The following is a 12,638-nucleotide window of genomic DNA, read 5'->3' as shown; positions in this document are numbered from 1 at the left end:
GGGTGCCGGGAACGACGCCTTCAACGTCGCTCTGCGGCATCAGGAACAGCTTGTCGTTTTCGAACCCGACGACTTCTGCTTCGATCTTCGCGCCGCTCGGCAGCGGAACGGTGCAGGCACTGCCGACCGCCAGTTTCAGGCCGACCGCCTCCATCACCAGGCCGGCCACGCGCGTGACGCGCCCGGACACGAGCATCGGTTCGGGAATCGATACCAGCGACCTGCAGTCACGCAGGTAGGATTGCCAGCGTTCGGTGTGTGTGCCGGTCATTCGAGCCAGTCGGTTTGCTTGCCGAGCGCGTCGGCGATGCGCTGCCAGCGCACCGGCAGGGTGGCGTCGATCTGGTTGCTGGCCGTCTCGACGCGGCATCCGCCGCGTTCAATCTGCATGTCTTCGCCCAGGCGCCAGCCCGCCTTTTCCAGTTCGTCCTTCATGTGGTCGCGCACGATGGCCGCATCCTGCGGGTGGAGGACAAGCATGGCGGGTTGCTGCACGCTGGGTAAGTAGCGGATGGCTTCGCTGACGACGGGCAGGACGAGTTCCGGCTTCAGTTTCAGCGCGGTTTTCAGCATGGCCTTGGCGAGGTCGAGCGAAAGGTTCAGCATGTCGTCCGCAACGGCGTCGTTCACGCGTGCCAGTTCGGCGTCGAAGGCTTCCGCCACCTGTCGCAAGCGCAGGGTCTCGCGTGCCGATTCCGTGCGGCCGGCCGCCAGGCCTTCCGCGTGGCCCTGGTTGAAGCCTTCGTCGTAGCCTTGCTGCCGCGCTTCTTCGCGCAGTCGAGCGGCCTCCGCGGCAATTTTCTGCTGGGCGGCTGCCGCTGCTGCTGCCGCTGCTGCGGCCGTCTGTTGCGCGCGCGGTTCCTCGCCGAAGGAAGCCATCTCCCAGCGCTGGTAAGCGGTGAGCTGCTCTTTGGGGATGACGTTCGAACTCATTGTTGTCCTGATATCGCGCTAATTGTTTAAACGAACTGGTCGTCGCCCTTGGCGCCGAGGATGATCTGGCCTTCGTCGGCGAGGCGGCGGACGATTTGCAGGATTTCCTTCTGCTGCGCTTCCACTTCGGACAGGCGGACCGGTCCCTTGGACTCGAGGTCTTCGCGCATCATCTCCGCAGCGCGCTGCGACATGTTCTTGAAGATCTTCTCGCGCAGGTCCTGGTTGGCGCCCTTGAGCGCGACGATGAGGGATTCGGACTGCACTTCGCGCAGCAGCACCTGGATGCCGCGGTCGTCGATGTCGATGATGTTGTCGAACACGAACATCTCGTCCATGATCTTCTGGGCAAGGTCGCTGTCGTAGTTCTTCAGGTTGTCCATCACCGAGGTCTCGGTGTCGCCGCTCATGAAGTTGAGGATTTCCGCCGCGGTGCGCACACCGCCGATCGGCTTCTTCTTCAGGTTTTCGTTGCCGGTGAGCAGCTTGGTCAGCACTTCATTCAGTTCGCGCAATGCGGTCGGCTGCACGCCGTCCAGCGTGGCGATGCGCAGCACGACGTCATTGCGCAGGCGTTCGGTGAAATAGGTCAGCACTTCGCAGGCGTGGTAACGCTCGAGGTGCACCAGGATGGTGGCGATGATCTGCGGGTGCTCGTTGCGGATCAGGTCGGCGACCGACTGCGCGTCCATCCACTTCAGGCTTTCGATGCCGCTGGCGTCGCGCGTGCCGAGGATGCGGGTGAGCAGTGAGGAGGCCTTGTCCTCGCCCAGCGCCTTGGTCAGCACGGTGCGGATGTATTCGTCGGAGTCGAGGCCGAAGGATGTGTTCTGCTCCGTCTCTTCGCGGAAGTCGGCGAGCACCGCTTCGAGCTGCTCGCTCGCTACCGCCTTCATGGCCGACATCGCGGCGCCAAGCTTCTGTACCTCGCGCGGGCCGAGGTACTTCATCACCTCGGCAGCTTCTTCCTCGCCGAGGGCCAGCATCAGGATTGCTCCCTTGGTTACGCCATCCTCATTCATTTGTTCCTACCCATGCTTTCACTACGTTGGCGACCATTTTCGGATCATTCTTGGCCAGGGTTTTTGCAGCTTCCAGGTTGTCCTGGTAACTGCGCACCTTCTGGCCCATCGGTTCCACTTCGTGCTGGATGTGGACGACGGCATCATCTTCTTCAACCGGCGGAGGCGGCGGATCGAAGGTCTTCATGATCCGCCTGAACATTGGCCTGAGCACGCCGAAGAACAGGTATGCCAGGATGGCAATGCCGAGCAGGTACTTGCCGCCGCTAAGGCCCATGTCGATCGCTTCCGGCCGCTTCCAGATCGGCGTTTCCGGAATGATTTCCTTCTCCGGACCCGCGAACGGGCTGTTGACCACGTTCAGGCTGTCGCCGCGATCCTTGCTGAAGCCCATGGCTTCCTTGACGAGGTCGCTGATCTGCGTCTTTTCATCCTCGGACAGCGGCTTCATGGTGACCTTGCCGTCCTTCGCGACTTCCTTCTTGTAATTGACCACCACGGCGACCGAAAGACGCTTGATGCCGCCCATCGGCTGCTGCACATAACGCACCGTCTTGTCGACTTCGTAATTGACGGTCATGTCCTTCTGCACATTGCCCGACGAAGCGGCAGCGGCAGTTTGTGTGCCGGACTGCTGCGGGCTGCCGGCGATCGGCGCCGTGGCGTTCGGCTGCGGCTGGTTGCTGAGCGCGCCGGGCACGCCGGAGGCGCCGAGCGGCGAATTGCTTTGCGACTCGCTGCTCTGCTGGCTGCGAATGGTGGAGGCGTTCGGCTGGCCGTTCGGCTTGTAGGTTTCTGCGGCCTGTTCGGAATGCGAGAAATCGACATCCGCGGTCGCTTCGGCACGCACGTTGTTGGGGCCGACGATCGGTGTGACGATGGATTCGATGCGCTTGACGATGCTCTGTTGCAGTTCCTGCACGTACTTGAGCTGCGTCGGGTCGAGTCCGTTGGCGCCGGCCGGCTTGCCGGATTCGGACAGCAGGTTGCCATTCTGGTCAACCACGGTGACGTTCTTGGTCGGCAGTTCCGGCACGCTGCTTGCGACAAGGTGCACGATGGCGCTGACCTGCTGCGGATCCATGGTGCGGCCGGGATGCAGGTTGAGCAAGACCGATGCGGTCGGCTTCTGCTGGTCGCGCACGAAGACCGATGCCTTGGGTAGTGCGAGGTGGACGCGCGCTGCCTGCACCGCGCCGAGCGATTGGATAGAGCGGGCCAGCTCGCCTTCGAGGGCGCGCTGGAAATTGACCTGTTCGAGGAACTGGGACACGCCCAGCTTCTGGTTTTCCATCAGCTCGAAGCCGACATTGCCGCCCTTGGGCAGGCCTTGCGATGCAAGCTTGAGGCGCACATCGTGGACCTGGTTGGCCGGCACGAGGATGGCGCCGCCGCCATCGGCGAATTTGTAGGGGACGTTGGCCTGCTGCAGCGCGGCGACGATGGCGCCACCGTCACGGTCCGAAAAATTCGAGAACAGCACGCGGTAATCCGGCTGCTGGCTCCACAGCCACACGCCCGACATGACGCCGACCACGGCTGCCACGCCAAGCATCAGGAAAAAGTTGCGCCCGCCCGGCGTCTGGGCGAAGCCGACGATCCCACCGGGGGATGCGGGTACGATGGCGCCTTCGCCGGCTACTGCCACGGCGCGCCTCCGGCTCTGCTGTCGTTCTTCGTGTTATTGGTCATGTTGGTCCTGCAAATCGAGGTTTTTCCCTTAGTGTAGGATTTTCTTCCTGTTAAGCGAAATCGATCGCTGGAACAGAACAATTTTTCCTGTGTTTATCCCCGGCCAGTGCGTGTTTTTTGCGTGCTACCTTAGCGCTGTGAAAAAGGCTGTGCCGACGCCGCTGATGGCGGAGGGTGTCAAAGGGAGAACGCATGAAAACCGGAATGATCGATTCGAGCAAGATCGAGGCAATGATTGCCCAGTTGCGGGCGGCTGCCACGCGTCCCGACGGCCCGGTGAATCCCATCCAGGGTGAAAAGGCGGCGCCCAAGGTCGATTTCGGAAGCGCGCTGAAGTCGGCGTTGGATCAGGTGAACACGGCACAGAACAAGTCCGAGGAACTTGCCAAGAAGTTCGTGCTGGGCGATGACAGTGTCAGCCTGTCGGATGTCATGATCAATTCCCAGAAAGCCAATATTGCCTTCCAGGCGACCATCCAGGTGCGCAACAAGCTGGTGTCGGCCTATCACGACATCATGAACATGTCAGTGTAAGGATTGTCATGCGCCCCGAGGGGCGCACGTTCAGGTCATGCCCGTCGCCTTGGCGTTGCGCTCGCGCTCGAGCTTGGTGATGTAGCGCTGGACCGCCGCGAGCATCGCGCTCGGAAGATTGACAAACATGCATCCGACCTTGCGGATGGACTTGCCGCTCGTCAGTGTCAAGTCGTGCGAATTCCGGACTTGCAGCTTGCAGTTCACCACCGTTCCGCCTGGGATATCAATCCGGCAATCGGCATAAATACGGCCGATTGTGTTATCCAGCATTTTCTTTTCGTCGATGACGCCCACGCCGCCGCCGCTGATGTCCTTCAGTGTCACGATGACGGTCGTGCCGGGGGCGCCGGACTCATCGTCAGCGGGAATGCGGATCGTGCAGCGCACCGGATTGGCGACCGGCGTCGTCACGCGGTAATACTCGCGTCGCTGCAGGCGGATCAGGCTCGGAGGAATGGCGATGTACAGGGCGGGGAGGTTGTCATACAGGCATTCCCTCATCTTGTTGGAAAAGAACAGGATGCGGATGTTGTCGAGGACGGTTTCGAATGAAATGTTGTCGCTGCCCAGCAGCCGCTGGTTCAGCGTATTGCTCGGCGCGCGGTCGACGACAACGATGCCTGCTTCCTCGTCGACATCGAGGATGGAGGTGACGACCGCTTCGGCGCCGCCGGCGGCCTGCATGGTAACCAGCTGGTTGCGCTCATGCATGGAGCGCAGCAGTCCGACGATCTCTCGACGCGAGTGCACCTGGTAGGGGCTGACGTCCTCAGTGCCGAACTTGTTCGTGAATGACATTTATTCCTGCTTTTCCGTTCCGTTCAAGGGGCGGGGATTCGGCCCCTTGTCTCCTTTGTTCTTCAATGCGTCGATATGGTAAAGCCACGCGAGCAATTCCGCCACTACCCGGTACAGGGTCGGAGGGATGTGTCGGTCCAGGTCGACCTGCATCAGCAAGGCGACGAGTTCTTTTGATTCGTGGACGAAGAGTCCGTGCTCCCGTGCGCGCGATATGATCTCCTCTGCGATCAATCCGCGTCCCTTGGCCACCACGCGCGGGGCGAGGTCACCGGTCTGATAGGCAAGCGCAACGGCGCTCTGGCTGGGGTTAGGTCGATTCATTCTGCTTCACCGACAGTGAGTCGAGTGGTGCGCCGGCTGCGTCGAGCGAATCGGCAAGGAGGTTGCCGAAAGAGCGGATGGTGGTCGCGGCATCTTCGGTCTGGGTATTCACCTGCACGTGGACGCGATTGCCGACCAGTCGCACAGTGGCGGACACGCCTCCCAGAGTGGGCAGTTCGAAACGCACTGAGCTGCTCCATACCGGCGTGGAGGGTTCGGCCTGGGATGCGGTTTCTTCCCGCTGTTCCTTTTCTTCCTGCACTTCCCATTCCAGGGGCATGCCGGGCCAGAGCTGTCCCTGCCAGCGGACCGCCTGGTGTTCAAGCGTATTGAGCTGCAGATTGATGAGGCGCGCAGCCTCGGGTTCAACCGTCGGCAGCGGCGGCGGGGCGGGCGTGATCAGGTCGGCGTCGGTCGTGGCGGTATTTACCGTCTGCAGTTGGGCTTCGCGAATCAGGTTGGCGAGCTTTTGCGCGCCGTCGCCGATCTCGCGCATGCTGGCGGCCAGCTTTGCCAGGTCCGGATTGGGGGCATCCTTCGTGCTGGCCGGCGGCTGCCGGATTCCTTCCTGCAGGCTGGCCTGCGGTTCGCGCGCCAGGTCCGTCGCCGGGCGCGTTCCGCTGATCCATTCGTGCAGGTGGGATTCGTAAAACAGCCCGCTCCCGGACAGGGCGTTCTGCAAAGCCGAGGCAACCTGTTTCGGCTCCATCGCGGCGGCGGATGCGACCAGGGGAATGCGTGTTGTGACGGCGTTCGGGGTGCCGGCATCTTCTGCCGCTTGCAGGAGGTGGTCAACCAGCCTTCCAGTTGTGCTCAGCGACGCGGGTGTGCTGCCTTGCTGCTGCGTCAGCAGGAATGTCGGGCGGGGATCCTTGCCGATGAAGACCATCGAAAGGGTGTCGCCAACCTTGGTCCCGACGGGAAGCGCCATGCGCGCGGTGGTGTCGGCGACCTTTACGAGGAAGGTGCCGTCGTCCAGCATGGCATCGACCGTAGCCTGGAGTTCCCTGCCGACGGCAATCTGGTTCAGGCGCCGGAAGATCTCGAGGCGCGTGTCCGTCGAAGAAACGACAGTGGTTGCGGCCTCTAGAGAGGCCGGGGGCCGGGTGGTATTGAGGTCGGCCCGCGGCAGCATGGTGATTAACTGGTGGGGTTTGTCTGCGCCGCGTTGCGGTCGTTGCTGGCGTTATTCATTATCGTGGTCAGCCGCGCCATCCAGGGCTCGGTAATGTCCCGGATCTGGCGATCGTCTTCGAGGATCTTGCGGATGATCTTTACCTTCCGTTCGCGCACCACGCCGGTCATGGCTGCAGACGGTTCGCCATCCTTGATCATCGCCACCTGCGTCGAGCAGCGCGATTCCAGCTCGGCCAGCTGCTCCCAGTTGCCAACGCGTGCCGCATCGAGCATCTGCCGTGTGATATCCGCGACGCTCTCATAGAGCGACAGAACTTCATGGCTGTCCATCATTGATCAGGCTTTCACTAATCTGGATGTGTTCGGGGCCAGCGGGTCGTATCCCGTCGCCGGGGAGGCGGCCTGCGGTGCTCCCTGTGCGGCGGCCTGGTTGGTGTTCGGCGCGATCGATTCCCATGCCGACTTCAAGCCCGAGAGCAGTTGATAGACTTCGTCGAGCATGGGCACCTGGTTGTGCAGGTTGGCCAGCAGCAGCCGGTTGCTCATGTATTCGTACAGCGCGTCGAGATTTTGCGCGATCTCGCCGCCGACTTTCTTGTCGAGGCTGGCGCGAAGGCCGTTATCGATAATGGAAATGGCCTTGGAGATTGCGGCGCCCTTTTTTGCGATTTCCCCGGCCTGCATGTGCTGGGTGGCGGATGCGACTGCAACCAGCGCACCTTCGAACAACATGACGATCAGTTTGTGCGGGTCTGCCGCCGCAACGCCGGTTTCGACGCCGACAGTGGCATAAGCGCGTGCTCCGCTTTGTGTTGATCCAAACATGTGTGTTTCCTTAATCGGTGCCGAGGCCGCCTGAAGACGCGGCTGCGTGATTTCAGGTGCTAAGCATAGCTACTTATCGGTCTCGCCAAATCGAACTTTAGAAGGCAATTTATCCGCTTACTCCGATTTCAAGCTTTTTGTCGGATTAGCAAGCCGGTTACCTGGTCGAGGGCTTTGGCGATTTCCAGGGCTTCTTCCGTGGGGATCTGGCGGATGACATCCTTGGTGTTCCTGTCCACCACTTTCACGATAGTGCGGTGGCTGTCTTCGTCAATGGTGAACTCCAGTCCCTGGGAAAGACCTTCCATTGTCTTGTTGATGCTTTTCAGGGCTTGCGTGACTTGTTCGGGGCTTGGGGCTTGCCGTGGCGGTTCGACAGCGGAAGCGGTGGCGACCGGCGCGGCGGGGGCACTCGCCACGGGCGATGCGTCCGACGCAAATGTGTATTTCTCCAGATGCTGTGCAGACTGGTTCGAGCTGGTGATCGGTCCGATGCTGTTCATGATGCCCTCCGCGGGCGCCTCGCCAGAAAATTAAATAAATGGCAAGACGGCCAAAAATTCTGAATGGCGGCGCCAATTCAGGCTTACCTGTTATATCGGCCGGAATTTCTAGAAATTTAGGATTGCCCAATATCTTTTTAGCACGGAATGCCGTGTGTGCGCGGCGGTCGGGCGATTGTTGCGCCAATTGCTGGAATAGTCGGCCTTTTTTGCGGTTTTATCGCTATTTAAAGCGTTGGCCCTCAGAGTATGCTGCGTGTATCACGTCACAATGCCGTCAGGAAAAAACAATGTTCAACGATAAATCCATCCTTGTTACAGGTGGCACTGGATCTTTCGGCAAGAAATTCATCAAGACGGTGCTTGAGCGCTACAAGCCGCGTCGTGTCATCGTGTTTTCCCGCGATGAATTGAAGCAGTTCGAGATGCAGCAGGTATTCAATACGCCTGCAATGCGGTACTTCCTCGGGGACGTGCGGGACGGCCAGCGCCTCAAGCAGGCGATGCGCGGCGTGGACTATGTGGTGCACGCGGCAGCGCTCAAGCAAGTCCCGGCGGCCGAGTACAACCCGATGGAGTGCATCAAGACGAACATCCACGGTGCCGAGAACGTCATTAATGCGGCCCTGGAAAACAACGTGGAAAAAGTGATCGCATTGTCCACCGACAAGGCGGCCAACCCGATCAACCTTTACGGCGCGACCAAACTGGTATCCGACAAGCTTTTTGTCGCCGGCAACAATATCGCAGGCGGCCACAAGACCCGCTTCTCCGTCGTGCGTTACGGCAATGTCGTAGGCTCGCGTGGTTCCGTGGTGCCGTTCTTCCGCAAGCTGATCGACGAAGGCGCAAAAGACCTTCCGGTGACGGATGCGCGCATGACGCGCTTCTGGATTACCTTGCAGGATGGCGTCGATCTCGTGCTGAAGAGTTTTTCGCGCATGCACGGCGGCGAAATTTACGTGCCGAAAATCCCGTCTTCCAGGATTACCGATCTCGCCACTGCGATGGCGCCGGATTTGCCGGTTCGCATCATCGGCATCCGCCCCGGCGAGAAGCTGCATGAAGTGATGTGCCCCGGAGACAATGCGCACCAGACGCTCGAATTTTCGGATCATTACGTGATCTGCCCTGCAATCACGTTTACTGTCCAGTGCGATTTCCGGATCAACGCCCTTGGCGAAACCGGCAAGCCGGTGCCTGAAGGGTTCGAGTACAGTTCGGGCAGCAATCCGCACTTCCTGACTGCGGAAGAGTTGCGCAACATGGCGTGCATCGTCGAATCATGATTCCTTACGGACGGCAGGACATCAGCGACGAGGACATCCGTGCCGTCGTCGACGTGCTGCGGTCGGACTGGCTGACACAAGGGCCGGCCATCGAGCAGTTCGAGAAAGCCGTCGCGCAGTACTGCGGAGCCAAGTATGCGGTCGCGGTCAGCAACGCCACGGCGGCACTGCACGTCGCCTGCCTCGCCGCCGGCCTGGGGGAGGGTGATGTCTCATGGACCTCGCCCAATACCTTCCTGGCGTCGGCGAATTGCGGCCTCTACTGCGGCGCCCGTCCCGGCTTTGTGGATATCGATCCCCGTACCTACAATATGGACATGGCTGCGCTGGAGCAAAAGCTGCAGGCTGCCGCGCAATCCGGAACCTTGCCGAAGGTGATCGTCCCTGTCCATTTTTCGGGGCAGTCCTGCGACATGGCGGCGCTGGGCGAGCTTGCGCGCCGCTACGCGCTCACCGTGATCGAGGATGCATCGCATGCCATTGGTGCCTACTACCGCGGCAAGCCCGTCGGCTCGTGCGCGCATTCCGACATGACGGTGTTCAGCTTTCATCCCGTCAAGATCGTGACAACCGGGGAAGGCGGCATGGTGCTGACTAATCGCGAGGACCTGTATGAGCGGCTGAAGCTGTTCCGCTCGCACGGGATGACGCGCGAAGCACACTTGATGGACAAGGAACCCGACGGGCCCTGGTACTACCAGCAGGTCGCGCTGGGATTCAATTACCGAATGACGGACCTGCAGGCTGCGCTCGGATGCAGCCAGATGCTCAGGCTGGATGCCTTCGTCGCGCGCCGGCGCGCACTCGCCGCACGGTATGATGGTTTGCTGGCCGGGCTGCCGCTTACCTTGCCCTGGCAGCATCCGGATGGCGCATCCTCGTTCCACCTCTATGTCATCCGCCTGCAGCTCGACCGCATTCGCAAGACGCACCGGCAGGTGTTCGAAGGATTGCGCGAGCGCGGCATCGGCGTCAATCTCCATTACATTCCGGTGCATACGCAACCGTATTACCGGCAGTTTGGTTTCAAGCAGGGCGATTTCCCCGTGGCGGAACAGTATTACCGGGAAGCAATCAGCCTTCCCCTGTTTTATGGCTTGACCGATGCGGACCAGGATCGCGTCGTCGAAGCCCTGGCCGAGGTATTCCAATGAAAACCGTCATCATCGTCCAGGCACGCATGACTTCCACGCGGCTTCCCGGGAAGGTGCTCAAGGAAATTCTCGGCAAGTCATTGCTGGAATACCACATCGAACGCATCCGCCGCGCGCAGCTGGCGGACGACGTCGTGATCGCCACGACGACCAACGATACGGACCAGCCCATTGTCGATCTTTGCGCGCGGCTCGGCGTTGCGTGTACCCGCGGCTCCGAGAATGATGTGCTCGGCCGTTACTATGAAGCGGCAACCTTGCACAAGGCCGACCTGATTGTGCGCGTGACATCCGATTGCCCGCTGATCGATCCAACGGTCATCGACAGGGTCATTGCTTTCTATCGCGACAGCGGAGGCGCCTACGATTACGTGTCCAACTCTCTGACGCAGAGCTTCCCGTACGGGCTTGCCGTCGAGGTGTTTCCGTATCGTGCGCTGGAGACTGCCTGGCGCGAGGCGCAGGCCGAACCCGAACGTGAACATGTGTCGCCTTTCCTTTACACGAGGCCGGAGCGTTTCCGCATCGGCCAAGTCGTGCAGGCGGAGGACCTGAGCCATCACCGGTGGACGGTCGATACGCCGGACGATTTCGAACTCGTCCGCCGCATCATCGAAGCGCTGTACCCCGGCAACCCGCAGTTCACCACCCAGGATGTCCTGGATTTGCTGGAGCGGCACCCGGACTGGCCGGCGATCAATGCCCATGTGCGGCAGAAAAAACTCGGAGAATGAGGAGCGCGGAGTGAGCAGGAATTTCAAGACGGAGCAGGAACAATTCTGGGCCGGGGACTTCGGCAACGAATACATCGAGCGCAACCAGGGCGCGGCCGTGGATGCCGCCAACCTCGGTTTCACCAGCCGCATCCTGTCGTGCATGCAGCCGGTGAAGTCGGTGATCGAATTCGGCGCCAATATCGGCCTGAACCTCAAGGTATTCCGCGCGCTGGTGCCGGGCGTCGAACTGTCCGCGATCGAGATCAACCTGAAGGCGGCGGAAGAATTGCAAAGGATGGGCGGCATCAAGGTCTACCCGCAATCCATTCTTGATTTCCAGCCCGATTACCAGCGCGACCTCGTGTTCATCAAGGGTGTGCTCATCCATATCAATCCGGACAGCCTCCCGGATGTGTACGACAGCATGTACAAGACCGCGCGCCGCTATATCTGCCTGGCCGAGTATTACAACCCCGTGCCGGTCGAACTGACTTACCGCGGCAATACCGGCAAGCTGTTCAAGCGCGATTTTGCCGGCGAAATGCTCGAGCGCTATCCTGACCTGAGGCTGGTCGATTACGGCTTTGCATATCGCCGGGATGTGCAGTTCCCGCAAGACGACCTCACCTGGTTCGTGCTGGAGAAAACCGGCCAATGACGAGAGTCGCCATCCGCGCCGACGCAGCTGTCTCGATCGGAACCGGGCATGTGATGCGGTGCCTGGCGATCGCGAATGCATTGCGCGAAGCGGGGATGGTGGTGGAATTCGTCTCGCGCGAGTTACCGGGCAACCTGTGTGACCTTGTCCACGCCGAGGGATTCGCCGTGCATCGGCTGCCCGCCGGCAGCGGCACGCCGCCGGGCTGGCAAGAGGATGCGGAACAGATGTTGGCGGCATTGTCGGCTCGGCGTGTCGACTGGCTGATCGTCGACCATTACGGACTCGACGCGCGTTGGGAAACGAAGTGCAGGGCTGCTTGCGACAGGCTGTTCGTCATCGACGACCTCGCGGACCGCAAGCACGATGCTGACGTCCTGCTTGACCAGAACTACGGCAGCGACATCGCGCATCGATATGAAGGATTGATCCCGTCGTCGTGCAAGACATTGCTCGGTCCGCGGTTTGCGCTGCTGCGTCCGGAATTCGGGCGGCTCGCCGGGTGCGCCAGGGAACGCGACGGGCGCATCGAGCGCATTTTCGTCTTCTTCGGCGGCAGCGATCCGGGCAATGAAACGGGCAAGGCACTGGAAGGCTTGCGCGCGCTACCAATGCAGGTCAGGCTGGATGTTGTGGTGGGAAGTTCCAATCCGCATCGCGAACAGGTGAAGGAAATGTGCGCCGCCATCCCGGGCGCCACCTACCATTGCCAGACGCCGTCAATAGCGGAGTTGATGGATGCCGCCGACCTCGCAATCGGTGCGGGTGGGACCGCCACCTGGGAGCGCTGCTGCCTCGGCTTGCCGACGCTGCAAGTCGTCCTCGCCGAGAACCAGCTGGAACTGACCCGTGCAGTGGCGGCCTACGGCGCGGCAGTTGACCTGGGATGGGGAAATTCACTTGGCGCGGAAGATTATCGCCGGGCCGTCGAGAGCCTCGACCCCGCTGCAATGGCGAGCATGGCGCAGCGCGCCCGCAGCCTGGTGGACGGCAAGGGTGCCTTGCGCGTCGTGCAGGCATTGATGCAAACGGAATGACAGAGGTAAAACC

General features: G+C 61.0%; 15 protein-coding genes and 1 pseudogene. 6 read left to right on the top strand and 10 right to left on the bottom strand.

All coding sequences use genetic code 11. The annotated features are described in order from the left end of the window. From AYR66_RS15150 to fliF, 4 genes and pseudogenes are all read right to left on the bottom strand, one after another. Positions 1–271 (bottom strand): annotated as a pseudogene (locus AYR66_RS15150) (flagellum-specific ATP synthase FliI); the annotation flags it as partial. Next, the gene (locus AYR66_RS15145; protein WP_088708184.1) at positions 268–933 is read right to left on the bottom strand and encodes a flagellar assembly protein FliH; all 666 of its coding nucleotides are present in this window, start codon (positions 931–933) and stop codon (positions 268–270) included. The pseudogene AYR66_RS15150 and the gene AYR66_RS15145, both read right to left, overlap by 4 nt. A gap of 26 nt (positions 934–959) precedes the next feature. Next, positions 960–1,955 (bottom strand): flagellar motor switch protein FliG, encoded by a 996-nt coding sequence (gene fliG, locus AYR66_RS15140; RefSeq protein ID WP_088708183.1) that lies wholly within the window; start codon positions 1,953–1,955, stop codon positions 960–962. Beyond that, on the bottom strand, positions 1,948–3,510 hold the full coding sequence (gene fliF / locus AYR66_RS15135) for a flagellar basal-body MS-ring/collar protein FliF (protein WP_214608766.1): 1,563 nt from the start codon (positions 3,508–3,510) through the stop codon (positions 1,948–1,950). The genes fliG and fliF overlap by 8 nt, the downstream gene beginning before the upstream one ends. Before the next feature lie 329 nt (positions 3,511–3,839). Here fliF and fliE point away from each other — a divergent pair, with 329 nt between their 5' ends. After that, positions 3,840–4,181, top strand: a complete 342-nt coding sequence (gene fliE, locus AYR66_RS15130) for a flagellar hook-basal body complex protein FliE (RefSeq protein ID WP_088708181.1) — start codon at positions 3,840–3,842, stop codon at positions 4,179–4,181. A 30-nt stretch (positions 4,182–4,211) separates the two neighbouring features. Here the strand turns inward: fliE and AYR66_RS15125 are convergent, their stop codons facing one another. The 6 genes from AYR66_RS15125 to AYR66_RS15100 form a co-directional block, all read right to left on the bottom strand. Then, positions 4,212–4,982: a flagellar brake protein gene (locus AYR66_RS15125; RefSeq protein WP_088708180.1), complete on the bottom strand. Its 771-nt coding sequence runs from the start codon at positions 4,980–4,982 to the stop codon at positions 4,212–4,214. Then, the gene (locus tag AYR66_RS15120; protein ID WP_088708179.1) at positions 4,983–5,306 is read right to left on the bottom strand and encodes an EscU/YscU/HrcU family type III secretion system export apparatus switch protein; all 324 of its coding nucleotides are present in this window, start codon (positions 5,304–5,306) and stop codon (positions 4,983–4,985) included. Next, positions 5,293–6,441 carry a flagellar hook-length control protein FliK gene (fliK, locus tag AYR66_RS15115; protein ID WP_088708178.1) on the bottom strand — a complete coding sequence of 383 codons (1,149 nt, stop codon included), beginning with the start codon at positions 6,439–6,441 and terminating at the stop codon, positions 5,293–5,295. The genes AYR66_RS15120 and fliK overlap by 14 nt, the downstream gene beginning before the upstream one ends. A 5-nt stretch (positions 6,442–6,446) precedes the next feature. Beyond that, positions 6,447–6,776, bottom strand: a complete 330-nt coding sequence (locus AYR66_RS15110; protein ID WP_234814912.1) for a flagellar protein FliT — start codon at positions 6,774–6,776, stop codon at positions 6,447–6,449. A 3-nt stretch (positions 6,777–6,779) separates the two neighbouring features. Then, a complete protein-coding gene (fliS, locus tag AYR66_RS15105) occupies positions 6,780–7,268 on the bottom strand; it encodes a flagellar export chaperone FliS (RefSeq protein WP_088708177.1) in 489 nt (162 codons plus the stop codon). A 128-nt stretch (positions 7,269–7,396) separates the two neighbouring features. After that, positions 7,397–7,771 carry a flagellar protein FlaG gene (locus AYR66_RS15100; protein ID WP_088708176.1) on the bottom strand — a complete coding sequence of 125 codons (375 nt, stop codon included), beginning with the start codon at positions 7,769–7,771 and terminating at the stop codon, positions 7,397–7,399. 290 nt (positions 7,772–8,061) lie between these two features. On the opposite strand from AYR66_RS15100, the gene pseB reads away from it, so the two are divergent. From pseB to pseG, 5 genes are read left to right on the top strand one after another with little or no spacing between them, the layout of a single operon-like run. Continuing rightward, a complete protein-coding gene (gene pseB / locus AYR66_RS15095) occupies positions 8,062–9,060 on the top strand; it encodes a UDP-N-acetylglucosamine 4,6-dehydratase (inverting) (RefSeq protein ID WP_088708175.1) in 999 nt (332 codons plus the stop codon). Further along, positions 9,057–10,214: a UDP-4-amino-4,6-dideoxy-N-acetyl-beta-L-altrosamine transaminase gene (gene pseC, locus AYR66_RS15090; RefSeq protein WP_088708174.1), complete on the top strand. Its 1,158-nt coding sequence runs from the start codon at positions 9,057–9,059 to the stop codon at positions 10,212–10,214. The genes pseB and pseC overlap by 4 nt, the downstream gene beginning before the upstream one ends. Next, positions 10,211–10,948, top strand: coding sequence for a cytidylyltransferase domain-containing protein (locus tag AYR66_RS15085; RefSeq protein ID WP_088708173.1), 738 nt, complete (start codon positions 10,211–10,213; stop codon positions 10,946–10,948). Before pseC ends, AYR66_RS15085 begins: the two co-directional genes overlap by 4 nt. 10 nt (positions 10,949–10,958) lie before the next feature. Beyond that, complete coding sequence (locus AYR66_RS15080; RefSeq protein WP_206047186.1) at positions 10,959–11,588, top strand: pseudaminic acid biosynthesis-associated methylase; 630 nt, start codon at positions 10,959–10,961, stop codon at positions 11,586–11,588. Next, a complete protein-coding gene (gene pseG, locus AYR66_RS15075; RefSeq protein WP_088708171.1) occupies positions 11,585–12,625 on the top strand; it encodes a UDP-2,4-diacetamido-2,4,6-trideoxy-beta-L-altropyranose hydrolase in 1,041 nt (346 codons plus the stop codon). Before AYR66_RS15080 ends, pseG begins: the two co-directional genes overlap by 4 nt. The last annotated feature ends 13 nt before the right edge of the window (positions 12,626–12,638 follow it).

The sequence above is a fragment of the Noviherbaspirillum denitrificans genome, assembly GCF_002211445.1.
In the GTDB taxonomy this organism is placed as follows: domain Bacteria; phylum Pseudomonadota; class Gammaproteobacteria; order Burkholderiales; family Burkholderiaceae_D; genus Noviherbaspirillum; species Noviherbaspirillum denitrificans.
The sequence above is the reverse complement of the archived record's forward strand: the minus strand, read 5'-3'. Positions and strand labels throughout refer to the sequence as shown.